The organism is Jeotgalibaca ciconiae (genome assembly GCF_003955755.1).
GTDB lineage: Bacteria > Bacillota > Bacilli > Lactobacillales > Aerococcaceae > Jeotgalibaca > Jeotgalibaca ciconiae.
The window spans coordinates 545,905-569,658 of record NZ_CP034465.1; the positions used below are offsets into that span (position 1 = coordinate 545,905).

General features: G+C 37.6%; 21 protein-coding genes. 4 read left to right on the forward strand and 17 right to left on the reverse strand.

Annotated elements, in window-relative coordinates:
• Positions 1 to 188: 188 nt before the first annotated feature.
• Positions 189 to 1,133: a VOC family protein gene (locus EJN90_RS02490; RefSeq protein ID WP_126108719.1), complete on the reverse strand. Its 945-nt coding sequence runs from the start codon at positions 1,131 to 1,133 to the stop codon at positions 189 to 191.
• Positions 1,134 to 1,176: 43 nt separating this feature from the next.
• Here EJN90_RS02490 and EJN90_RS02495 point away from each other — a divergent pair, with 43 nt between their 5' ends.
• Positions 1,177 to 1,752, forward strand: coding sequence for an alpha/beta hydrolase (locus EJN90_RS02495; RefSeq protein ID WP_126108720.1), 576 nt, complete (start codon positions 1,177 to 1,179; stop codon positions 1,750 to 1,752).
• A gap of 80 nt (positions 1,753 to 1,832) precedes the next feature.
• A complete protein-coding gene (locus EJN90_RS02500) occupies positions 1,833 to 3,098 on the forward strand; it encodes an HdeD family acid-resistance protein (RefSeq protein WP_126108721.1) in 1,266 nt (421 codons plus the stop codon).
• Positions 3,099 to 3,458: 360 nt separating this feature from the next.
• Here EJN90_RS02500 and EJN90_RS02505 read toward each other — a convergent pair whose 3' ends face one another.
• Positions 3,459 to 4,613, reverse strand: coding sequence for an AI-2E family transporter (locus EJN90_RS02505; RefSeq protein WP_126108722.1), 1,155 nt, complete (start codon positions 4,611 to 4,613; stop codon positions 3,459 to 3,461).
• A gap of 135 nt (positions 4,614 to 4,748) precedes the next feature.
• A complete protein-coding gene (locus tag EJN90_RS02510; protein WP_126108723.1) occupies positions 4,749 to 5,522 on the reverse strand; it encodes an HAD-IIB family hydrolase in 774 nt (257 codons plus the stop codon).
• A gap of 444 nt (positions 5,523 to 5,966) precedes the next feature.
• On the opposite strand from EJN90_RS02510, the gene EJN90_RS02515 reads away from it, so the two are divergent.
• Positions 5,967 to 6,818 (forward strand): DegV family protein, encoded by an 852-nt coding sequence (locus EJN90_RS02515; RefSeq protein WP_227872601.1) that lies wholly within the window; start codon positions 5,967 to 5,969, stop codon positions 6,816 to 6,818.
• 609 nt (positions 6,819 to 7,427) lie between these two features.
• On the opposite strand, the gene EJN90_RS02520 is transcribed toward EJN90_RS02515, so the two are convergent.
• The 5 genes from EJN90_RS02520 to EJN90_RS02540 form a co-directional block, all read right to left on the reverse strand.
• Complete coding sequence (locus tag EJN90_RS02520) at positions 7,428 to 7,763, reverse strand: ATP-binding protein (protein WP_227872602.1); 336 nt, start codon at positions 7,761 to 7,763, stop codon at positions 7,428 to 7,430.
• Between the two features lie 208 nt (positions 7,764 to 7,971).
• Positions 7,972 to 8,529, reverse strand: a complete 558-nt coding sequence (locus tag EJN90_RS02525) for a hypothetical protein (RefSeq protein WP_126108726.1) — start codon at positions 8,527 to 8,529, stop codon at positions 7,972 to 7,974.
• A gap of 2 nt (positions 8,530 to 8,531) precedes the next feature.
• Positions 8,532 to 9,206 (reverse strand): hypothetical protein, encoded by a 675-nt coding sequence (locus tag EJN90_RS02530; RefSeq protein WP_126108727.1) that lies wholly within the window; start codon positions 9,204 to 9,206, stop codon positions 8,532 to 8,534.
• Positions 9,207 to 9,395: 189 nt separating this feature from the next.
• Positions 9,396 to 9,839 (reverse strand): glycoside hydrolase family 3 protein, encoded by a 444-nt coding sequence (locus tag EJN90_RS02535; protein ID WP_126108728.1) that lies wholly within the window; start codon positions 9,837 to 9,839, stop codon positions 9,396 to 9,398.
• Positions 9,840 to 10,201: 362 nt separating this feature from the next.
• Positions 10,202 to 11,011: an aldo/keto reductase family protein gene (locus EJN90_RS02540; protein ID WP_126108729.1), complete on the reverse strand. Its 810-nt coding sequence runs from the start codon at positions 11,009 to 11,011 to the stop codon at positions 10,202 to 10,204.
• Between the two features lie 162 nt (positions 11,012 to 11,173).
• On the opposite strand from EJN90_RS02540, the gene rpoN reads away from it, so the two are divergent.
• Positions 11,174 to 12,472, forward strand: coding sequence for an RNA polymerase factor sigma-54 (gene rpoN, locus EJN90_RS02545; RefSeq protein WP_126108730.1), 1,299 nt, complete (start codon positions 11,174 to 11,176; stop codon positions 12,470 to 12,472).
• A gap of 99 nt (positions 12,473 to 12,571) precedes the next feature.
• Here rpoN and EJN90_RS02550 read toward each other — a convergent pair whose 3' ends face one another.
• The 9 genes from EJN90_RS02550 to EJN90_RS02590 all read right to left on the reverse strand — a co-directional run bounded on the left by EJN90_RS02550 (position 12,572) and on the right by EJN90_RS02590 (position 23,647).
• Positions 12,572 to 13,510 carry a PTS system mannose/fructose/sorbose family transporter subunit IID gene (locus tag EJN90_RS02550; protein WP_126108731.1) on the reverse strand — a complete coding sequence of 313 codons (939 nt, stop codon included), beginning with the start codon at positions 13,508 to 13,510 and terminating at the stop codon, positions 12,572 to 12,574.
• Between the two features lie 19 nt (positions 13,511 to 13,529).
• A complete protein-coding gene (locus EJN90_RS02555; protein WP_126108732.1) occupies positions 13,530 to 14,330 on the reverse strand; it encodes a PTS mannose/fructose/sorbose transporter subunit IIC in 801 nt (266 codons plus the stop codon).
• A gap of 24 nt (positions 14,331 to 14,354) precedes the next feature.
• Entirely contained in the window at positions 14,355 to 15,329 is a 975-nt protein-coding gene (locus EJN90_RS02560; protein WP_126108733.1) for a PTS sugar transporter subunit IIB, read from the reverse strand.
• Between the two features lie 11 nt (positions 15,330 to 15,340).
• The gene (locus EJN90_RS02565; protein ID WP_126108734.1) at positions 15,341 to 15,832 is read right to left on the reverse strand and encodes a PTS sugar transporter subunit IIB; all 492 of its coding nucleotides are present in this window, start codon (positions 15,830 to 15,832) and stop codon (positions 15,341 to 15,343) included.
• Between the two features lie 191 nt (positions 15,833 to 16,023).
• A complete protein-coding gene (locus EJN90_RS02570) occupies positions 16,024 to 18,852 on the reverse strand; it encodes a sigma 54-interacting transcriptional regulator (protein ID WP_164543982.1) in 2,829 nt (942 codons plus the stop codon).
• Between the two features lie 357 nt (positions 18,853 to 19,209).
• Entirely contained in the window at positions 19,210 to 20,052 is an 843-nt protein-coding gene (locus EJN90_RS02575; RefSeq protein ID WP_227872558.1) for a DegV family protein, read from the reverse strand.
• Between the two features lie 58 nt (positions 20,053 to 20,110).
• Positions 20,111 to 21,160: a HAMP domain-containing sensor histidine kinase gene (locus EJN90_RS02580; RefSeq protein WP_126108736.1), complete on the reverse strand. Its 1,050-nt coding sequence runs from the start codon at positions 21,158 to 21,160 to the stop codon at positions 20,111 to 20,113.
• Entirely contained in the window at positions 21,150 to 21,830 is a 681-nt protein-coding gene (locus tag EJN90_RS02585; protein ID WP_126108737.1) for a response regulator transcription factor, read from the reverse strand. The genes EJN90_RS02580 and EJN90_RS02585 overlap by 11 nt, the downstream gene beginning before the upstream one ends.
• 335 nt (positions 21,831 to 22,165) lie before the next feature.
• On the reverse strand, positions 22,166 to 23,647 hold the full coding sequence (locus EJN90_RS02590) for a carbon starvation CstA family protein (protein WP_126108738.1): 1,482 nt from the start codon (positions 23,645 to 23,647) through the stop codon (positions 22,166 to 22,168).
• Between the last annotated feature and the right edge of the window lie 107 nt (positions 23,648 to 23,754).

Consider the following 23,754-nt stretch of genomic DNA (forward strand, 5'->3'; position numbering starts at 1 on the left):
TTCTGATCTGAATCCAGCTTTCAAAAAAAGCAAGTTGAGAATGAGTCAATGACTTTTCTCAATTTGCTTCTTTTTTTATTTCCCGCCGGATTTTCCCTCAAGTTCAACCAATTTCCATAGAAGAACTCTCATTATGTGAAATTAATCATGTTATTTTCTTTGGATAGGTTGTTTTATTTTCTACCCCCCTACAACCGTTTTAAATTGTCTGTAATGAAGCCTCTTCGCGCCTCTAGAAATTCTGGTAATTGCAAAGGGATTTCATCAAAGGAAGCATACTTTTCGTGGTCCACTTTTGGCACATGTCCTTCAAGTGTTGCAACTTCTATCAAGATATTATTTGGCTCCCGATAATAAGTTGATTGGAAGAACTCACGATCCTTTATTCCTGAACTTTTAAAATTTCGCTCATTGATTTTAGCATCAATTTCTTCTAGCTCTTCTCTATCTTGGACCGTGATAGCAAGATGGTGACTACCGCCAATCCCCATCACTTCTAATGGAGATTTTTTATCTTCCATTAAATGAATCTCTTGATTTAAAAAGGTATTTTCACTTGATAAAACCATTACTTCATCATCCAACGTTTTGCTTATAGACAAGTCAAAAAACTGTTTAAATAATATGGCTGAAGCCTCTGGATAACGCACACGCAGGTGAACGGAGTCAAAGCCAATAATCGCATGCTCGTCGGGAATCTTTTCTGTTCCCTTGCCGGTATAGACTTTCCTGTCATATCTTGCGGGTACAAAACCTAACTGCACTCCGTCAAAATCCTCAAAACGCAAGATTTTTGAATCATTATACTCTTCAATTTCACAGTTAAATAAGTCCAACTCGTTCAAGTATTTCTCCCAAAAATACAAAGATTCAACAGATGGTACCGCAAATACGATACGCTCGATCCCGTTTGTTCCAAACTTTCGGTCCATTCCATCTTGCATTTCAAAAATAGTAAAATTTGTACCCGGTTGACCGTCTTTATTAACAAAGAATAAATGATACATACTGATGTCATCTTGATTAACTGTTTTAAGCAATAAGCTTAATCCTAAGATATCATGATAGAATTCATAGGTTTTACTCACATCTCGATTTATAACTGAAACATGGTGTATAATTGATTTATTCATGGATTTCAACACATCCCTACATTTCTTTATTGGAGGTTTTCTTATGGAATATCTTACCATACCTGGCAATCTAAACGAGTATTTTGTACTTTTCCACGGTACAGGCGGTAACGAATACAATCGTTTGGAACAAGCAGGTGACATTGATCCCTATGCATCCATCATCAGCTTTTTAGGCGATGAAGGTACAGGCAAACAACGCCGCTATTTCAAACCACTCGAAAACGGTTCTTTAAACCGTGAAGATTTTGATGCAAAAGTAACAGCCTTCCTGGAACTATGGGATTCTATCAAGCCAAAGAATGCAACATCCACTTTTTTAGGTCATTCGAATGGTGCGAATTTCATCTTAGGAATTCTGGAGCAACGACCTGACATAGCGAATCAAGTTATTTTATTACACCCTTCTAATTTAAATTATCAGTTTAGTCAAGGGTCTACTACTCGCATCTTCCTAACCATTGGTGCAACAGATACCTTATCGATTCCAGCTGATGGACTTCGTCTTGCTAAAAAATTAAAGGAAGTATTTCCGAATACAGAATCTCTATTATTGGATACCGGTCATGAAATCACAGTGGCTGAGATTGAAAAAGTGAAAGAGTTTCTAGGGAAATGATAGTGAAAATCGCTAGTCTACTCTATGAAATTGATTGTCACATTTTTTCTAGAAAATGAGTATACCGATGAGGTGAACCAATGTATAAAAGAAAAATGAACGCAAGCTATGAGTTTTTTACCGGGCTTTTTTTACTACTAACGGGTCTTCTGCTTTTTCATAACGGGACCTTTGCTCTTCAGTTAATCTTTAAATTAGTTGGGATAAGCATCACGGCAACAGGCATATTAAACATACTTCGAATTTTTATAAATAAACGAACTCAAAAAGAGCTGCAACTATCATTCTCTCGTGCCATTTTAGAAAGTGGTATTGGGATTGTTATTCTTTTTTATCCAAATTTACCCGTTTCTATTTTTGGATTTATTTGTGGAATCTATTTTCTTGTTTTAGGTACCGTTCACTGTATCACTTACATCCTAGCTCTTCGCAATAATGTTATGAGTCGCTACCGATCCCTTATTATGTTTTTGATCTATTTTATAATCGGTGGACTGTTAATTTTTTCGCCTTTTTTATACAGTGCTTTTGTGATGAACCTTATTTCGATTTACTTTATTCTTTACAGCTTAACCTTGCTGGGTGATGCTGCGAGAGAAATCACACCTCCTTCTCAGAAAGAAAAATTAAAACGAAGGATTCGCTTTACTCTGCCGGTATTTATTGAAGCATTGATTCCCAGAATTGTACTCAACGATGTCAATTCTTTTTTGCAAGTAGATGCTGACCGAGAAATTGATGCGATTCCTGATTATATGGAGAGTAAGGACGAAAACGATTATGATTTGGAGATATTTGTTCATATTACCGAAAAGGGATTTGGAGCAATCGGTCATATTGATTTATACTTTGATGGAATTTGTATTTCATATGGAAACTACGATGCGGATAGCTTACGGCTTTTTGAGTCGGTTGGCGATGGTGTGTTGTTTTTTGCTGAAAGAGAGACCTATATCCCCTTTGCTATACAAGAAAGCAACAAAACTCTATTTGGTTTTGGACTTCGGTTGACAGAGATACAAAAAGAAGCTGTTCGAGAGCGTTTATCATTAATTAATGAACAGACAATTCCATGGAATCCACCTGCTTTTGTTGGCGAAAACGATAGTTACTCTGCAAAACTTCATCACAGGGTTCCCAGTAAATTTTATAAATTCAAAAAAGGAAGTTTTAAAAGCTATTTTGTTCTAGGATCTAACTGTGTCAAGCTTGTAGATTATGTAGTCGGTGGAGCTGGTATCGATAAAGTAAATGGTTTGATATCGCCAGGAACCTATTTTGATTACCTAAATAAAGAATATGCTTCGAATAGAATGTTGGTCGTTTCAAAACAGATATATAATTGATTAATTTTTATCATCTTCATGAAAAAAATCTGCCTTCTATGTCTAGCCGGCAAGTCCAGCTCATGTAAGAAAAGCGGACAAGTCCGCCTTGACCTATGAAAAAATAGGAAATTTGACCCTGAATGAGCAGCGAAGCGCGCAATGGGGCAAATTTATCTTTTTTTCACTAGGTCAGGACTTGGGAGCTAGACATTGATGGCTGAACTTATAATCCCCTAGTCTATAAAAAAGCCAATCCTAATCATAGGACTGGCTTTTTTGTTCTAATGAAACAAATTTTATTTCGTTTCGCACATTCATTATGGTATAAAAATCAAATCATTCTTCATAAGTCGTTTTCCTAAAAAACATTAGGAAGGACTATTCACTAGAAACAACAGTACTTTCCTCCAATTTCTGTTTGTCTCTCAATCTTTTACGGGTTATAAGAGTAATAATTTGATAGATAGTCGCAAGAACTGGAACGCCTAACAGCATCCCAACAATTCCTCCTATTCCGCCACCAATCGTAACAGCTACTAATACCCACATGCCTGGGATGCCAATACTTGTACCAACTACTTTTGGATAAATCAAGTTATTCTCTAACTGCTGTAAAATGATAATGAAGACAAGAAACACAAGTGCTTGTGTCAGATTCTGTGAAGCAATCAATACAAAACCGACTGCAGCTCCTATCCAGGCACCAAACATTGGAATTAATGCGGTAAATCCCATAAAAGAGCCAATGGCAAGAGCATAAGGGAATCGGAAAATTGTCATTCCAATCATGCATAAGGTCCCTAAAATAACTGCTTCTGTAACTTGTCCAACAAAAAAGTTGGCGAATGTTTGATTCGTAATCAACAATAGACCGGCAACTTGTTTATATAGCTTTGCTGGTAAAAACGCTGTTCCCAATATTCTGATTTGCTGTTTGATTGTTTCCTTTGTTGCTAAAATATACATCGCAAATGAAAATGCAATAACAAAGGTGAATATTCCACTTGTGGCGCCTCCAATAATCTGAATGGAAGAGGTGAGTAACTGATTCACGCTATTTGTCGCAAAATCAATTGCTTGCCGTGCTAGATTATTAAAGTCTGAAACAAGATTATCTCCTACAAGTTCTACTAAAAATTCGGTATCACTTTCCAGAATAAAATCCTGCACTTGCGTCAACAGCAACGGAATTCCACTCACGAGTCTCGTGACAATTGTAGCAACTTGTGGAACTATTAAATTAATAATCAAATATATAACTGCAACAACAATTAATATAGAAGAAAGAATACTAATCGCTCTACTTAATTTTGGATATTTTTCTTTTAATTTCGATAAGATGGATCTTTCCAATCGAACCACAATGATGTTTAGAAGAAACGCCATCAATGCACCTATAAACAGTGGCTTCATCACATCAATTAATAATTGAAACATACCAATAAAAGAATCAAAGTAGCTATATAATAGCATCAAGAAAAAGATAACTAATAGGTAAGAAAGTATTTTTATATCTAGTTTATTTTTATTCATTTTTCATCCCCATATTCCGTTTTTTTGAAATACATATTCATTGTATCAGTTTTGAAGGCAAATATAATCCTTATTTGGTTAATTATCCAAAATTAAGTACAACCAGATAAGTCCTTAATCGTTTCCCTACTTCTATCAGATCCAACCAAATTTTTTACAGGCTTTATAAATACCATCATGAATATTTGGATCGGTTATATAATCGGCCTTTGCTTTCAGACCTTCTACTGCATTTCCCATCGCAATATTCATCCATGCAGGATCAAACATGACTAAATCATTCAAATCGTCTCCAAATACAACCACATCTTCGATCGGAGCTTCCCATATGTTCATCATGTCTATGATTCCTCGCTTTTTATCATCATGTTGGAACATGAGATAGTCTGGAACAAAGCGTAGATTTCCTAATAAATCTTTTTTATCGAGTAAGTGCTCTTCATTGTCTGGGATTGCAAGGTAAATTTTTAAAACTTCTGTTAAAGCAGTAAAATCTAGTTGAGTATCAATCACATATTCCGTTGGTTCTTTTCGATCGCCCACTACTTCTCTGAAACGATTGTTTTTCGCGTATACATTTATCGAATCATCCAAGGCCAGTAAAATTCCGTATCCTAATTCTTCTGCTTGAAGGATAATTTCTTTAGCTTTCTCCAATTCTAATGGGCTGTTTTTAATCAGTTTTCCATCTACCACAATTCCAGCACCGCCTGAACACACCATGTTTTTTAAAGATAAGTCTTCCATTACCTTTCGAGCCTTATAGTGTGCCCGGCCAGTCGCAATAGCAACTTCATGGCCATTTCTCTGCAGTTGTTCCAGTGCTTTTCGTGCGCTTGAAATTACTTGATTGGTCGCTCTGTCAGTTAGTGTTCCATCTATATCAAAAAAGAAATATTTTTTCTTCATCTCATTATGCCTCTTTTATCGTTTTTTTACCTTCCTGTACTACTTACGTCAAATCATAATAGCACATTCACCTGCTTTTGAAAAAACAATCATAAATATATCAGGATTAAACCTTCTTCTTTCGTAAGACAACTTTAAAATAAATTGGAAAAGAGGAAAAACAATTGATATCATATAGAAAGAAGAGAATTTGATAAAAGTAGCGAACTCCCTTTATAAAGCGAGAAATTTCTCCAGTATGGGTCAGAAGATTTCATAATAAAATAGAAAAAAGTTAATTTTCAAAAAATGATAGTAGAAGAATATGTTGATGAAGTTTGTACAATCGTTAATACGAGGGATCACTTGATTCCATACTAACATTTCATTAACACAGCAGAAACGTTATAGCAATCTTTTATTGACAGACTATTTATTAAAAAGGTGGAAAAAAATTTGAAGAAAATGGCATTTGTTACAGACAGCGGAACCGGAAAATCGGTAGAAGAAATGGAAGCACTTGGATGTTACAGTGTTCCTCTGCAATTAATAACTGATCAAGCGAGCTTTAAAGAATTTGAAGATATTTCTTACGAAGAAGTATACAAGCTATTGCAAAAGAATCAGGGAATTACTACTTCATTGCCAGTCATGGCAGATATCGAAGCGTTATTTCTATCTTTAAAAGAAAAAGGATATACAGATATTTTTGCGATTCCAATTTGTACGGGTTTAAGCGGCACAACAAATGCTATGTACACGGCAGCTGCTAGTTTGGGCCTTACCTTTCATCACTTTGATTCTGGGACAACCGCTGTTATTCAGTTTTATCTTCTGAAGCTTGCCAAGTCATTGCATGATGAAGGCGTAGAAATAGAAAAAATAAAAGAGACGCTTGCGGAAGTAGTCGCTCACGCTAACACCATCCTCATTCCAGACGACTTGATGCATCTTGCGCGAGGAGGAAGGCTTTCTTCAACTAGTGCCATTATTGGAAACCTCATCAAAATCAAGCCTGTATTGGAAGTAAATTTGAAAACGAAAGGACGTATCGAGGTCGTACAAAAATTACGCACCTTCAAGCGTGCCATTCAATTTGTATTGGACGAAATGATGAAAGAAATAAAAGAAAAACCTGAGCAATACCATATTGTGGTTGCGCATGTTGATGATATAAAGAAAGGAAAGGACGTTGTTGAAATGCTTAAAAACCTCTTTCCAAAGTCAAGCATTGAATTAATTGACCTCGTGCCGACTGTCAGCTCTCATACTGGATTGGGCTGCATTGCATTACAGTATTTTAAACAAATACATTAATTATTTTAAAAATGACGGGGCTGGGAAAAAACTCCCAGCCTCTTTCCTATACCCGAATAATGTAGCGTAAATGTGCTCAAAAAGGCAGCCCCGACGTCCACTTCACGAATCATGCTCAGATGGTCTGCAACCATCTTGCGCTTATTCGCTCCAGTGATTCGGGGCTGAACGCCTTTTTTCCCACTCTCGTCATTTAATTATACAACCGTCTGTATTTTTAAGGAAAGGAGTGGTACTTGCTATCTGCCAAGCAGTTAGGTCAGTTTTTATCTAAATTTCAGGAAAAGGCGGTTTTTGAACAACCTGCTTTTTGCTCTCTAAACGGTTATTAGATGGCGTTGCTCTGCTATCGAAAAATATAGAAAGCCAACTATAAGAAAAGCGGACAAGTCCGCCTTGACCTATGAAAAAATAGGAAATTTGACCCTGAATTGTCAGGAGACTTCACGCTTCAGCGGGTTAGTCGAATGATATGCGTTAGCGAGCAGCGAAGCGCGCAATGGGGCAAATTTATCTTTTTTTCACTAGGTCAGGACTTGGAAGCTAGACATTGATGGCTGAACTTATAATCCCCTAGTCTATTAAAAAAAGCGCGAGCAAATACTCACGCTACTTTATGATTGGAAAAACGACACTTAAAGTGAACCAATTATCTTCTAAATTAATAGTCGTATTTCCGTTATATTTTTTTGCAATATACTGGATACTTTTCAATCCATACCCATGATTTTCCTTATCTCTTTTAGATGTTCTAGGTAAATCACCCACCATATCTAATTCATCAATACAATAGTTATCAACTCGAAGGACTGCCATTTTCCCTTTACTCGTTAATTTAAGCGTAATTAATCGCTTATCTTTATCTTCAATTTTCTGAACATGCTCGATAGCATTATCAATAGCGTTACCAAATAAACTCGTTAAATCCATAATGTCCATACCCACAAGCAACGAGCCTTCAGCCATACAAGTAAAATTAATTTGGTTTGATATACATTTGAATTTGCCCTTTTTTACGTCAGGGCAGCCTCTAAATCGAGCATGTAGGAGGAAGACAATGGGACACTGGTATGAATTTCTTTGAAACACTGTAAGAAGACACACAAATAGAACGCCCTTTTCAGCGCGTTAAAAAAATAGTTAAGTTCGCCATTCACCACAAAGACAGTTGACTTGATCGCTGTTCAATCCGATGGAAGTATTTGATACCTGCGGTATCATAGGAAAGAATCTTGCTGACCCCTCGGATGAATCGATAAAGATAGAACTTTATTTTTGCCAACGCATTGGAGGGGCGGGCACGTGCAAGGACGACCTGTGTGTGGCAGGTGTTTTTTTCGATGGAAAGGGAATAATGACCAATGATGCAGTTCATGATGGTATACAAGATTCGCATCGAGCTTAACGTCATCGTTCGGGTTTTCTCCAAATGAAATTCTTCTTTTTGGACGCGGAACAGCTCTTCAATTCGCCAACGGGTGATGTAGCCTTTCAGAATGCGAAGGACATCCTCCTTGCTTTTGACGGCATGGTTGGTTAACAGCTTCATCGGTTTTTCACCGTAGCCATAAACAACAATCATATTGAGGGGCGTGCCTTTTAAGACCGGCAGTTCGACCTTTATATGGCTAACCTTCAGGTTATACTCTTTTCCCTGGATTTCGGTTCTGAAATTGATTTTTCCTTTGCGGCGTTTCGCTAGGTCAGGCACCTTTATCCGTCGATTTCGGTGAAGCAGGTACGCGTGTCCATCAATCGGGTCACGAAGAAATGACCGATGTTGTGCACATACTGGAACATCGCGTTACTGTCATACCCTCGGTCCATGACAAAAGTGGCTTTCTTTCCTCCCAGAAAAGAATGGACGGTATTAAAGCCTTTAGCTATTTCGAAATTCTGGCTCTGGAAGAGTTCTTCCCGAGAAGAATAGAGATGATTATAGAGTGGGATGGGGTGTTTCGTTTTCGGGGTAGCCATCGAGAAATTGATGGTGGTATACCCTTTTTCAATGACATTTTTGGAGCCGTCCCGCACGAGGGACAAATGTTCCATTTTCTCGGCATACGGCTTAATGATATCGGATTCGTCCACAATGATTAAAGGATCATCCGGGATCGCTGTTTTGACGGTATGTAAATAGTTTTGATGGACCTGGTTCAAATCGTCGCTCTCAAACCCATTGCGGGATAACCGTTTGATGGTGTAGATCAAATCAATGTCCTCCTCCAATGAACGAGCGATGTTTGATAACAACGTACTTTGAGATTTAGACATCCCAAATAAAATATCGCTGTAGAATTTCTTTCTTGGTTTTGGGAGACCTTTGGTCAACTTATCCGCATAAGTAAATATATTTCGTTTTGTTTGGTAGATTTCTGTAGAATTCATGGTAAAATAACCTCAGTTCCTGTTCTGTTTTTTTGTTTTGTGGTGAATCAATTATAACACGCAACAGGGTGCATTTTGTCCACAGATTTTTGCTGTGGACAGTCAAAAAGCTCGAGGCTTCCATGTTTTCCACATGTGAATTCCTCGAGCTTTTGGTATATAAAGTGTTGTTATAAATTTTGGGCAAATTCAAAGCAATGTTGGATTGACATTAAATCCTGTTGATGATAAAGCTTCTTCTAATGGAATCGCTTTTGACTTGTCCATAGAACTTGCACCTTCACCACCATAAACAAAATCAACAGAATTCTGCCCAAATACAGTTATATTTACTTCATCGTTCGATAATGGCAGCACTGAATTATTATTGTTTAATAATACAATCGATTCTTTTCCAATCTCATGAGTGACCATTTCACTATATTCGATTGCTTCTTCTTGGCTTGAAAAGTCTGATTTATAGTATTCAGAATCTATTTCTTCATCTGAAGTGATAACCTTAGTTGTCTCATGACCTAAATAGGTTGAGATAACCTGAGAATACCTTCCTGCGTAGTAGTGACCAACAATAAGTAGTACAATTAATAATAGATTGACAATCGTTGCTACAATTCTCAAATTTTTATTTTTCACAAAACTTCCTCCTCACAAATATATATCCTGTCAATCAGACACTCATTAACAGCCTTCCAAAATTTTATACAACGACTCACTCCATTCTAAATCTTAGTGTTATACAAAGCTTGCTGTTACTGAATCCCATTTTTCTTAATCAAGGAAAAATAGATTTTTATACCCAGCTAAGATTAAGTAAATATTCCAATGAGTATTTGCTTTTCTTACATTTACATTGTACCCAACTTGTAAGCGCCCACATACTTTTCTTTCAAAACTGGTTGCTTTTGTTGCATAAACTGTTTTTTAGTCAGTTTAATCTACTATGCGATATTACAAGATAAACGAAAAGGCTGAGGCTTACGCCTCAACCTTTTCGTTTATAATGCTGCAATCTCGTTTTTCTCTTCTTCCGTTAAACTAAAACCAAAAATTGCCAGATTATCTTTTTGCCTTTCTGAATTGTGTGATTTTGGAATAACAATTACGCCTCGTTCGATTTGGTAACGCAGGATTACCTGCGCCCAAGTCTTCTTGTAATTATTAGCTATTTTGGTTAGTTTTTCTTTTGCTGCATCGTCTGTTCTGGATAATGGTCCCCACGCTTCTGGAATCACTCCCTGTTCTAAGGAATAATGAATGATTTCATGATTCCATTTCCCTGGATGTGATTCTATTTGATTTACAGCTGGTTTGATGCGTGCATGTTGCAATAGGTGGCTTAATTGAGCTTCATCAAAGTTCGAAACTCCGATTGCTTTAAGGGTCCCTTGATCAACATATTGCTCCAAAACTTTCCATACTGAAACAATCTCTTCTAGATTTTCCCATGGATGATGAATTAAATACAAATCAATATAGTCTGTCCTAAACGCTTTCAAGCTCGACTCAACCGCTTCTATCACGGCTTTTTCGCTGTTGGTGTATTCCGGTCTTCCGGGTATTTTGGATGTTAAGAAGAAATCATCACGTTCAAAGCCGCTTTCTTTAATAGCGTCGCCTACAACGCTTTCATTTCGATAAGAAATCGCGGTATCGAAATGTCGGTAACCAGCTTTGATTGCTTGAATCAATTCCGTTGTGTCACCATTGATTTTGCCGCTATAATCACCGTCTTCTTTTCCAAACGTGTTTGTTCCGCTTCCTACAATTGGTATCTGAATGCCCGTGTTTAATTTAACAAATTCCATTTTGCAAATCCCTCCATTGGATAAATGTGTCATTAATTACTATTTTCTATTATACCATGAACTTATGTGCAACTTGAAAGGCTTTGCTTGAACCACGACAGGCCTAGCAATTCTTTTTGCCAGCCTCTTATGATAAAATGAAGATAGAAAAGAGGGTTGAATATGGAGTTTAATCAGCAACACATTCAGAAGCAAGCTCAAAAACAAACGTTTATTCCTAATCTGGTTCAAGGTATGGAAATGCTTCAATTAAATCGAATGGAATTATCTACCTATTTAAATAGTGTTTTATTAGGTAATCCATTCATTGAAATGAATCTTACTGAACCATTAAAACTTTCGGCAAAAAACCTTTCCACTAACGATGTTTCTGCGATCATCGAACAGACTTCTGTTTACCACGTTTCGCTATATGATTTTTTACAAGAACAAATCTATCTGCTATATCGCGATACACCATTACGTAAGTTACTATTTTGGTGGGTAGAGCAACTAGACGAACGAGGTTACGTGACAAAAACGCTCAAAGAAGCGCAAGAGGAAACGGCTGCCACCGAAATAGAGCTGTTAGATAGTCTCACTTTACTGCAACAACTTGATCCTGCAGGTATTGGCGCACGTTCATTACAAGAATGTCTGATGATTAAGACGGAGCGTATGGATTTCGCACCCGATATTGCTTATTTAGTTTTAGAAGAACACTATGATGACTTAGTCCATAAGCGTTGGAAAAAAATTGCTGCCCACTATAATGTACCACTGGAAGAAGTTGAAGCTGTTTATCAATTTGCCCAACGTCTCTCGACTTCCCCTGCGGAATCTTTTGAATCACGGTACAAATCCGTTCCTTATATCGTTCCAGAATTGATGGTGGAGATTGTCAATGGCGAGCTTGTTATGAAAGAAACACGATACAAAACACCGTTGCTTACACTGAACGTTTCTTATTTAAATGAAATGAAAACGGTTGATGATAAAGAGGTTCAAGCTTATGTTCAAATGAAAAAACAGGAGTTTGATCAGCTTCAGTCCAGTTTGTTGAAGAGAAAAGAAACGGTTTTAAAAGTCGGTACGGCAATTATTATGTATCAACAGGAATTTTTCATGAACATAGAAAATAGATTGAAACCACTTCAATTAAATGACTTAGCCAAAATTTGTCATTTAAGTGAGTCTACCATCAGTCGTACCGTTCGAGAAACTTTTATCCAAACACCCAGAGGAGTTTTTGAATTAAAATCTTTCTTGTCACGTCGTATGGAAAATGGCGAACAAACTCGTGAAGATGTCCTAACGGTATTACAAACTTTAATTACAAATGAAGATAAACAACATCCTCTTTCCGATCAAAAGTTGGAAGTTTTACTGAAGGAACAAGGGATTTCAGTTTCTCGCAGAGCCATCGCCAAATATCGGAAACAATTGCAAATTCCTTCTTCAACGGATCGAAAAATCAAATAAAGACTATCCCATCTCATTTTATGTGGATGGGATAGTCTTTTTTCTTATAACAACAAACAGTAGCATCGTTTCAGCTTAATCGGTCTTTACTTCTATAAACTAACCAAATATTCCTAATACATAACCAGCAATACCAACTACGAAGATACCAAAAATAATTGTAATTGGACTTACTTTCTTACGTAATAACCAAACACATAGAAGTGTTAATCCTAGTGGTGCAATACCTGGCAGAAGTGAATCAAGTGTATTTTGCAGTGTAGTTACTTGTTGAGCTTCGATGCTTAATCCTGCTTGGATTTCACCAACAACGTTACGCAACATATCGCCAGACAGTACTCCTTCGTTAGCTGCTTCAGCAACAGCTGCAAAATCAACCATATCGCTTTCATCAACAGCCACGCTACTCAAGATCATCGGGAAGTTCATGTTTGTCCATCGCGGCACCAGTACCCCCATGATAAACATCCCTAAAACAGAAGCTCCCTGTGTTAGTTTTTGCATCAAACCGCCAGCTAAGTTCTGTGCGATATTACCACCTTGAACATAACCAAACTCTTGTGAGTACCATAGGAAAGCCATCCGAATAACATTCCAAACTACGAAGAAAATAATTGGACCCATCCAGTTTTCACTCAATGCCAGCGATGCTGCGAAAGCACCTAGCACAGGCCGAAGTGTTCCCCAGAAAATCGGGTCACCAACACCGGCCAAAGGACCCATCATACCGATTTTAACCCCTTGAATGGCTGCATTATCGATTTCACGACCTGCTGCTTTTTCTTCTTCTAAGGTTAAAGTCACCCCTAATACTGGTGAAGCTAAGTATGGATGAGTATTAAAGAACTCCAAGTGACGTTTCAAGGCTAGAGAACGGTCTTCTTTTGTTTTGTATAATTTTTTAAGCGCTGGAATCATTGCATAAGCCCAGCCTACGTTTTGCATCCGTTCAAAGTTCCAAGATGCTTGCAGGAACTGACTTCTCCAAAAGACTTTCAAACGGTCTTTTTTAGTTAATTTATAGTTATCTTCAGTCATTATTCATCATCGCTCCTTTTTAGTAGTCGTTCAAGATATCGTCAAGTGGGTCGCCGCTTCCGCTATTGGAAGAACCACCGCCGCTAGATTGATTGAATTCAGGTGAAAATTGTAAGTAAAGCAATGCAAGTACAACCCCAATAATCCCCATTGCAATCAAGTTCAAATCGCCAACTGCAGAAATTGCGAAACCAAGTGCGAAAAACATCCACAATTTTGGTGTTGCCATCATGTTGATAACCATTGCGTAACCCACTGCAACGATAAATCCACCTGCAACAGCTAAACCACCAGTTAACCAATCTGGAATACTATTCAATGCATTTGTTACAATTTCAGCAGGCACTGCCAAGACAATCGCTGCCGGAATTGCGATACGCAACCCTTGTAACATTAAAGCACCAATATGATACATTTCAACTCCGCGGAATGATCCTTCTTCTGCTTTTCTGTCAGCACCATGAGCAAGCGCCACTGTTACTGTACGAACAAACATTGTTAAAACTTGTCCAGCAACTGCTAGCGGAATAGCCAAAGCAATTCCTTCTGAAATTCCTGCGCCGTGAACTGTTACTAAAATAGCTGAAGCAATCGAAGCTAAAGCCGCATCTGGTGCTACTGCGGCACCAATATTCATCCACCCTAATGCAATCAATTGCAAAGTTCCACCAAGAAGAAGTCCCTCTAAGGGTTTCCCCGTAACAATACCAATTAAACTAGCTGCCACAATTGGTTGGTGTAATTGGAATTCATCCAAAATCCCTTCCATTCCAGCAAAAAATGCTACGACTAGTATTAAAATAACCATAATAATATCCATCTTTACAATCCCTCCTTATTCCATTCACTTACTATTAAAATTTGCTTTTTTTAACAAGTCCCATAAGTTTTTCTTTTGATCTGAAGGAACTTTTCGAACATCAAACGTTAATCCTTTATCGCGTAATGCAGTCAAAGCATCTACGTCTTTTTTATTGACAGAAAGCACATTATTAACCATAACTTTTCCTTCTGAATGCGCCATGGAACCGATATTAATTTCTTCCAGACCCACACCGCCCTCAACCACTCGCAAAACATCTGTTGGATTTTCAAATAATAGCAATGCGCGAGTTTTTCCAAAGCGGGGATCGTTCCATATTTCAATCATTTTATCGATTGGAATAACATTCGCTTTAACACCTGGAGGCGCTGCTTGCGTGATTAACGATTTACGTAATTCGTCTTTAGCAACTTCATCTGATACAACGATTATTCGTGTTGGTTTCACGTCTTTCGACCATGCTGTTGCAACTTGTCCATGTAACAAACGTGAGTCTACCCGAGCTAAACCAATATCAATCTTCCCGCTGCCGACAACGGTTCCTGCAGGCAATGACTGTCTGGGTCCATTATTTGCTTGAACTGCTTTTGGCTCTTCATACAAGCTTTCTGGTTTCACCTTGATATTTTCTTTTGCTACTGACACAATTGCTTTGGCGATATCATGTGATTTTTCCATTGTAAAACGAGAAGTAATTGCTTCAATCAACATTGGCAAATTCAAACCAGCAACAATAGCCCATTGTTCTTGATTTTGGTCAAACAAGGTATTTGCTTGATTAAATGGCGTTCCTCCCCACAAATCTGCTAAAACCAACACCTCTTTTGTTTCAAAACTAGTGGCTGCTTCTTCAATTTTTTGTCGTATGTCATCTGGGCCTTCGCTTGGAAGCAAGGTTACCGCTGCGATATTATCTTGCTCTCCGACAATCATCGTAGCCGATTGAAGAATACCTTCGGCAAATTCTCCATGGCTTGCTAAAATAATTCCAACCATCCATTTCCCTCCTAAATATGATTTCCTTTTTTTAATACATCCATCAACATTTGTTTCCGATCACTCGGTACTTTCCTGATTTCTAATTCAATATCTTGGGAATCCAAGTACTGAAAGGCATCAATATCATTTTGATCTACCGAAATAAAGTGCGTCACCATTGTCTTACCATCTGTAAATTTCATACCACCAATATTCACGGTGTTAAAATAAACCCCTTTTTTATAAATCGATACAACGTCTGCGGGATTGGTAAATAAGAGCATGACTTTTACATTTAAGAACAGGGGATGAAAATAAACTTCAATAAGTTTGTCCAGTGTAACTACATGTGCTTTTACGTCTGGAGGTGCTGCCTGACTCAACAATGCTTTTTGGATTGGATTAGCGGCTACTTCATCACTGACAACGATAATACGACTAATACGCGTATCTTTTGCCCATGTTATCGCAACCTGCCCATGAATCAGTCGATCGTCAATCCGTAGTAACTGAATGTCCATTTTATTCTCCTTCTATATCGTATAGACTCTCCTTCCTTATAAACTCAGGACCAATATGTATCCTTCACTTATCTATATGCAAAAAGCGTGCCAATTTTAAAAAGGTCAAAAGCGCTTGAAACAACGGTTCTTATCGATACACAAAAAAGATACACTAATACATTGCGGTATTAGTGTATCTTTTTTATTATTTACTCCAATAGTGTATCGATATCTTCCAACATACTTTTCTCTTTTTTAATGAAATAAGCGATATAAGCATATTCTGGTTTTGGAATATGTATAGCAAGTGTACCTTCGAATTTTTTGATTACTTGAAGTAGTTCTGGGTCTATTTCGATATTATTCTGTGAGTCAACATTTGATAAGCTATCTTGATGAACAAGACGCTCAATCACGCCTGCTAGATGCAAGGCTAAATTGATATGGAAAGCATAGCCTGATTCTGGATGTGTCCGTAGTTGTCCACATTCTTCAACAAAATCCCAAATCGGCTGTATCAATTTTTTCGCATTCAAAAATGTATAATGTTCTTCCAAGAAATTATGAATCAAACGTTTTGCAGATCCGCTGTCCTCAATTGCTTGCATCGGTTGAACTTTCGTCAAGTGGTTAATTTTTCCCAGCAAGATTTCTGCATCTTTCTCAATGAAATTCTCCAATGGAATAAAAGGTGCGGAGAGTTTTGGATCTACAATCCCCGTCGTTGCGACAATCGTATAGCGATCTTGCCAAATTTTTATATTCTTATTTAAATCAGGAATCGAGCTCGTCAAGACTTTCAACTGATTATCTTTTTGCTTTGCTAAAGGTTTTTCGATAATTTCTTTTAATTTTTGGGCGGTCCCTTCCCCTGTTGCACAAATAGCAATCATTACCGGCGGCTTCGGCATCTCCTGAAATTTGGTTCCTTTTTCAACCATTGCACTTGAATAGCCATTAAAACGATCAAGTGTTTCATGCAGGAGATCAATATCAGCATCCACCAACGAAGCTTTACGAGCAGCTTCAAGTACCATAGGTGTCGAAACCATCTCAATCGTACGAACATGAATGCCCGTTTCTTTTGTCAGATTTTCTTCAAAGGTCGTCAGGGAACCCATGTCCACCATGAGAAGAACCCCACTTCCTTCATTTGCTCGAATAACCGCTTGCTTGACCTTTTCATATATTTCTATCGGTGACATATCGAGTGGCATATCTACTGCAATAATCCCGCTTAACTCAAGCAATTCTTCAGCCACTTGCGCCATGCTGGTCGCTGTAGAATTTCCATGAGTTACAATGACGACACCAATCCGGCCGCTCACTTCTTCCTCTTGAAGGGAAACCAGTAATACTGTTAAATAGTAGATTTCAATTTCCGGTACCTCCACCTGAAAGAACTCTGCAATCCGTTCTTTTAGGAATGTCGCCACTTCAATTTCGGTCGTGTACGTGACAGCCATTTCTTTAATACGTTCATTTAAACTTCGGATCTCCCCGATTTGGATTTTATTCAGCAGCGAACTAATATGTAAACTAATCGCGTAAATGTAATTTTGCTTAAATGTCGTCTTCAATGCTTTTTCAATATCCCCCGATACTTCATGGATAAACTGAATGACTTCTTTGGAAACAACTTCCGCCAAACGCGAATCCGTCTCAAAAGAAAAACCGTGGTTCCGATAAAAAGATTTTAGATGAACATTGATATCAGTTGAAATGTATTGATTAATCGATTCCTGGTCCAATCCTTCTTCTTCTAATAATGTGGCTTTATCTCCGATAATATCATACAAATTATAAGGCAGTTCATAGGCATCCGTTTTGACTTGGTAAAAGGGTTCATTTGGATATACGGTAATCTGTGCTTCTGTTATTTTCGATAAGGCAGATCGGTACCTGCTATTAGAAGATTTCCCAACCAAATAAGTTTGAATGGATTCAGGTAAATCTCGAGCAGTCAGATCAATTTGCTCTTGTCCAAATTGATTCATGAACCCACGGGCACAAACCAGTTGAATACCTGATTTCAGCTGGCCAATATTTCCATAACCCACGCTGGCAATCAAGGCCTTCACAACATCTTCCGTAAGAGTGATTTTTTTCTGAATGCGAGTTGCCTCAAGACTTACCAACAGTTTCACTAAATCAAGTTGTTCGCTAACAGAACGCTCTTTGAAGGATGGCAATTGAATCATGATTGGAATTCGTCGCATAAAGGTATCCAAAAATGTCGACTTTGGATCTTCTGTCGTTGCACAGACAATTCGAACATTTGCAGCACGTGTTTTGCCGGACTCTCCCAACCGACTGTACATTCCAGTATCCATAAAATAGAAAATCATCTCTTGCCCTTCTGGCGGCAACCGGTGAATTTCATCCAGGAAAAGCATCCCTTGATCCGCTTGTTGGATCAGTCCATCTTTGGACGCGGTCGCTCCAGTAAAAGCACCCTGACTGTATCCAAACAAATGACTCATTAACAACTGGGGATTATTCGCATAGTCAGCACAATTAAAAACAATCAATTCTTTTTCTTCATCGATAATGTGGTTCGTTTGGGCGTAATGGAACATCGCATGAGCAAAATAAGTCTTTCCAGAGCCAGTTGGACCGGTAATCAAGGTATTCAAACCTTTTGGCGGATATAGAACCGCGGCTTTTGCCTGATCGACTGCATTTTTCATACTGCTGTTAGCACCAATCATTGTTCGAAAAACATCTTCTATGCTTGATTTTTCTGTCTGCTGTTTATTTTGTTTAATCGGTCTCTCTTTGTAACTTGAAACGTGTTTTGTGAGCGGTTGATGGGGTCCTTTCGCTATCGTAAAATAACGAACGGGACGGCCTTCTGTTTTCCCTAATTTGCCTTCTCTTACCAACTGATTCAAGTCCTTGGAAACGTTACTCCGTTGAATCTGAAGCGAATCCGCTACCATTTTCGTTGTAACTCCCTGGCCCATTTCTAAGTCCATTTCGGTTAGCGTATCCGTCGCTTCTTTAATATAGTAAAAAATATGATCAATCCGATTCAAAGTGTATTCACTCCCTATAAACTGTATCTTTTTTATAGTATACACTAAAAATATTCGTGCAAGCATTAAAATACTTGAATAAGGAAATGGCTTGTTGATAGTAAATAAATAAGTCCGTAAAAGGCTTTTTTGTCTAGTGAGAAGTTCATTTTTGGTCACTAGATGAAATTTCATGCTTATTTCATCCAGTGAGGACTCAGAATAAGCTTCACTGGATGGAAAACATGTTCTTACAATATTTGAGCAAAATAAAAAGAACCGATTTAGCTTATACCGGCTCTTTCATTTCTTATTGTTTCACGATTTCTGTTAAGAAGGCGCAGTAGCGTTCCTGAGTTAGAACAGTATCAAAGCTAGCTATTTTTCTCTTACAAATGCAAGCGCAAGGCAGTCCGGCCCAACATGTGTTCCAATTACGCTTCCAACGGGAAATAATTTTGCATCTGCTAATCGATATTTCTCAACCGTCTCCTTCATGAATTCCTGTCCTTGCTTACGATTTAATGTGTAACCAAAATAGACTGGAAAGGAAGGATCTACTGATTCTTTTTCGAATTCTTGATACAAACGTTTTTTACCTGCCGCAGTTCCCCGCTTCTTCGCTAACTCTCTTAACTTTGTATTTTCCAAAATAATAACGGGTTTTATCTTCAAGGTCTCTCCAATAAATGCTAGACTTTTCGGAATTCTTCCACCCATTTTTAAATACTTCAACGTATCAACGACTCCACAAACAACGATCCGTTCTCTGACATCTTCTATTTTGTTCACGATTGCTTCAAGATTCTCTCCACTATCCCTTAATTTTAAAGCATATTCGACAAGCATTCTCTGTGTTAGAATCGCTTGTTTTGTATCTACTACTCGGATATGTTCTTTGTAAGTAGACATTTTTTGTGCCAGTACTGCACTCTCGTATGTGCCGCTCAAACCACTTGATAGCGTCAAGACCAAGACTTCCTGACCTTTTTTCTCAGCATCCTTGAAAATCTCGATATACTGATTCGGTGACGGTCTACTGGTAATGGGAAGTTCTGAAGCAACTTTTAGCTTTTCGAAAAATTCATCATAATCCGCTTCCGTCTCTTGCTTTAATTCTGTTCCTTCAAAGGTAATTTTTAACGGTACAATTTCGATTTCTAATTTTTCTGCTTCTGCTAGTGTAATATCAGCAGCGCTGTCTGTTACAATTCTAATCATTTACGAAACTCCTTTTGAATTCTCTATGCGTAAATGACTATATCCTACTTATGTGAACTCATAATGAACTCGATATTTGTTTTGGCAAAGTAATCGTAAAGGTTGTTCCAAGTTCTTTTTTGCTTTTTACTCCTATCGTTCCCTGATGAAGTTCAACAATTTTTTGAGCTAATGACAACCCCAGACCATTCCCACTTGTCTTTCGACTGTTATCTTCTTGATAAAATTTCTCGAATATCTTCCCATAATTTCTTTCTTCAATACCAATCCCCGCGTCACTCACTTCCACAAGGATATTCCATTTATCATCTTGTAAATTTACTACGATGTCTCCATTTTCCTTATTATACTTAATCGCATTTTCAAATAGATTCAACCACACTTGATAAAGCAATTCTTCACTCCCAGAATAAATTATTTTATCTAGTTGAATATTCAAATTTACATTCATTTTTTCCCATTTTGGTTGTAAGAATAAAAGAACTTCTCGTATTTGTTCATCTAAACGAAAGTCTTTCTCTTCATAGCCAATACTCTGCGTTTCTAATTTGGTTAACTTTAGAATGTTATCTGTCAAGGTAGCCAGCTGCTGGTTTCCTTCAAAAATTCGTTTGTAATAGCTATCTCGTTCTTCTTCTGTAATATTTTTATTTTGAAGAAGCTGAATATACCCCTGTATGGTCGCAATGGGTGTTTTAAATTCATGTGAAACATTTGAGATAAAATCATTTCGCAGGGTTTCGATTCCGCTAAGTTCTCTTACCATCAAATTGAAATCCGAATACAATTCTTGTACCTCTCCGGCAGCTTCTTTTTCCTCAATTTGAACAGAAAAATCTCCTTGTGCCACCCGTTTCATGCTTTTTCTCAGTTCAATAATTGGCTGTAAGAATTTCTTGCCGACAATGGAAGAGATACCACTACTAATAATCGCAATAAACAAAGCAATAAAAATAATTAAATAAACGGTCCCTCCTTCTTTTGGAATGATATCAAAGTAAGTCGCGATTAATAAAATCAAGGCAATTCCAGATGCAGAAACGAGTATTAAAGCAAAAACAACCAAGGAAAAATATAGCCACAAATTTGATTTGATTTTATTTTTCATTATTTTGAACCGCCTTGTATCCAAGCCCTCTAACCGTCACAATTTGAAAATCAATATTTTTATGCAATTTATCGCGCAGTCTTTTAATGTGTACATCAACTGTTCGCTCATCAGAATCGGAATCATATCCCCAAATTTCATCCATCAATTGTTGTCTAGTAAAAATTTTATTTGGATATGCCAATAACTTATATAGTAATTGAAATTCTTTTTGAGGAAGTTCCATCCTATTGTCATTCTCTTCTATTTGCAAAGTTTCTTGATAAAGGGTCGTATTGCCCATTCTTAATTCATTTTCATGAAGGATTTTTGCACGCCGTAACAATGCCTCTACACGAAGAACCATTTCATTGACATCAATTGGTTTTACCATGTAGTCATCAATACCGATCCGGAAGCCTTTTTTCTTATCCTCAAATGTATCCTTAGCGGTAATCATCAAAATCGGCGTTTCATCACCTGCTTCTCGCAGCAAGCCTGAGAATTCATAACCATCCATTTCAGGCATCATGACGTCGGTAATAATCAAGTCAACTGCTTGTTTATCTAATATCTCTAAAGCTTCTTTTCCATTTTGTGCTGTCACTACTTTAAATTGCGATTGAAGTAAAAATGATTTGTATAGTTCCAAGTGGTTTAAATCGTCTTCAATGATGAGAATTTTATTCATTTTATTCTCCTTTTTAATCTTTGTTGGTTCTTTATTATGATAGTACCATAGCAGCTCGTTATTTATCATGATATTCTACGTGGTTTCCTCTTGTATTCACAAATGTATCCTGCGATAAGAAAAGCGGACAAGTCCGCCTTGACCTATGAAAAAATAGGAAATTTGACCCTGAATGAGCAGCGAAGCGCGCAATGGGGCAAATTTATCTTTTTTTCACTAGGTCAGGACTTGGAAGCTAGACATTGATGGCTGAACTTATAATCCCCTAGTCTATAAAAAAAGGAAGTTAAGAATCTCTCCCTAACTTCCTTTTATGGCTATTCTATTCTGATGAGTTAAATACCTTCTGAAGAAAAAGTTCCAATTGGCAACTGATCATTGATTAGCTCTCCATCTGGATCAACTGATAATTTTTGTTTTTTGCCTGATGTCCAGAATAGCATCAAGATCCCTACTGAAATAATCAAGGCAACGATAAATGTTATCACTGTCAGTCCCATTCGGAATCCAATGGGTTCACTTAAAATATAAACCACTACTGCGTACAGCATGAATACTCCTGGCAGTAACGTGACCAAATAATTTTTTCCTTTTAGATACAAATAACGCGTAGAAACGAGTAAGGAAATCACAGCTGTTACCTGATTTGCCCAGTTGAAATATCTCCATAAGATATTGAAATCAACATTGGTTAATGCAAAGGAAATGAGGTACAAGGGAATTGTGACCATCAAGATTTTTTTCATTGTATCTTGCTTGATGTTTAAGTAATCAGCTAATATCGTCCGCAAGCTTCTAAAAGCCGATAAACCAGATGATATTGGCAGTACGATAACTCCAATAATGGCTACAGTACCGAATACGTTCCCTAATAACATCATAGACACTTCGTTAACGACTAATGAAGCTGTACCGGCATCAATCATTTGACTTAATGTTTGACCGTCAAATAAGCTCATTGATGCTGCTGCCCAAATCATAGCAATGACTCCTTCAGCAATCATCATACCGTAAAAAGTAAAGCGACCTTCTCTTTCATTCGTACTGGTTCTTGATACCATAGGCGCTTGGGTAGCGTGGAAACCGGATAATGCTCCGCAAGAAATGGTAAAGAAAATAGCTGGGAAAATGGCTAATCCACCCGGATGGAAATTTTGAATATTGTTGATGGTTAGATTTGGAATAGGGCTGCCGCTAAATAGTAAACTGATTCCAATAGCGATTGTACTAATAATCAAAATCGCTCCAAACCATGGATAAACTTTTCCTAATGCTTGGTCGATCGGTAAAATAGTAGAAATAATGTAATACACAAAAATTACCACAACAATTACGCCCAATCCTAACCAGTTCGGCGTAATACTGTCAATCAAATTAGCTGGTGAAGTAACAAATACGGTTCCTACAAGCATCAATAATAGCATCGTAAAAATGTTTACCACATGCTTGACCGGTTTACCTAAATATTTGCTGGCCAACTCCGGCAAGTGAGCTCCGTTATTTCTTAAAGAAATCATCCCCAACATGTAGTCGTGGACAGCTCCCGCAAAGATACATCCGACAATAATCCATATATAAGCAACTGGTCCATATAAAGCACCCATGATAGGTCCGAATATCGGTCCAGTTCCTGCAATATTTAATAATTCAATAATAGCGTTCTTTCCTTTTGACATCGGTACAAAATCATAGCCGTCTTTCAGTACCTCTGCAGGAGTTTTTCGACTAGGGTCAATCGAAAAATTTTTCTCAATGTACTTCCCATATGTAAAATATCCTAAAAGCAATAATGCAATCCCGCCAATTAAAGTAATCATTCTTTCTCCTCCTTTTATGAATCCCCTTTCAATTTATACTGCTATTTTACTCATATTTCGCTTCAAAGAGACTGTTTTCTGCTGAAATAACAAAACTACAGGCTGAG

Coding starts and splice junctions, on each gene's coding strand:
- EJN90_RS02490 (WP_126108719.1), bottom strand. CDS start 1,133: ATGAATAAATCAATTATACACCATGTTTCAGTTATAAATCGAGATGTG.
- EJN90_RS02495 (WP_126108720.1), top strand. CDS start 1,177: ATGGAATATCTTACCATACCTGGCAATCTAAACGAGTATTTTGTACTT.
- EJN90_RS02500 (WP_126108721.1), top strand. CDS start 1,833: ATGTATAAAAGAAAAATGAACGCAAGCTATGAGTTTTTTACCGGGCTT.
- EJN90_RS02505 (WP_126108722.1), bottom strand. CDS start 4,613: ATGAATAAAAATAAACTAGATATAAAAATACTTTCTTACCTATTAGTT.
- EJN90_RS02510 (WP_126108723.1), bottom strand. CDS start 5,522: ATGAAGAAAAAATATTTCTTTTTTGATATAGATGGAACACTAACTGAC.
- EJN90_RS02515 (WP_227872601.1), top strand. CDS start 5,967: ATGGCATTTGTTACAGACAGCGGAACCGGAAAATCGGTAGAAGAAATG.
- EJN90_RS02530 (WP_126108727.1), bottom strand. CDS start 9,206: ATGAATTCTACAGAAATCTACCAAACAAAACGAAATATATTTACTTAT.
- EJN90_RS02540 (WP_126108729.1), bottom strand. CDS start 11,011: ATGGAATTTGTTAAATTAAACACGGGCATTCAGATACCAATTGTAGGA.
- rpoN (WP_126108730.1), top strand. CDS start 11,174: ATGGAGTTTAATCAGCAACACATTCAGAAGCAAGCTCAAAAACAAACG.
- EJN90_RS02550 (WP_126108731.1), bottom strand. CDS start 13,510: ATGACTGAAGATAACTATAAATTAACTAAAAAAGACCGTTTGAAAGTC.
- EJN90_RS02555 (WP_126108732.1), bottom strand. CDS start 14,330: ATGGATATTATTATGGTTATTTTAATACTAGTCGTAGCATTTTTTGCT.
- EJN90_RS02560 (WP_126108733.1), bottom strand. CDS start 15,329: ATGGTTGGAATTATTTTAGCAAGCCATGGAGAATTTGCCGAAGGTATT.
- EJN90_RS02565 (WP_126108734.1), bottom strand. CDS start 15,832: ATGGACATTCAGTTACTACGGATTGACGATCGACTGATTCATGGGCAG.
- EJN90_RS02575 (WP_227872558.1), bottom strand. CDS start 20,052: ATGATTAGAATTGTAACAGACAGCGCTGCTGATATTACACTAGCAGAA.
- EJN90_RS02580 (WP_126108736.1), bottom strand. CDS start 21,160: ATGAAAAATAAAATCAAATCAAATTTGTGGCTATATTTTTCCTTGGTT.
- EJN90_RS02585 (WP_126108737.1), bottom strand. CDS start 21,830: ATGAATAAAATTCTCATCATTGAAGACGATTTAAACCACTTGGAACTA.
- EJN90_RS02590 (WP_126108738.1), bottom strand. CDS start 23,647: ATGATTACTTTAATTGGCGGGATTGCATTATTGCTTTTAGGATATTTT.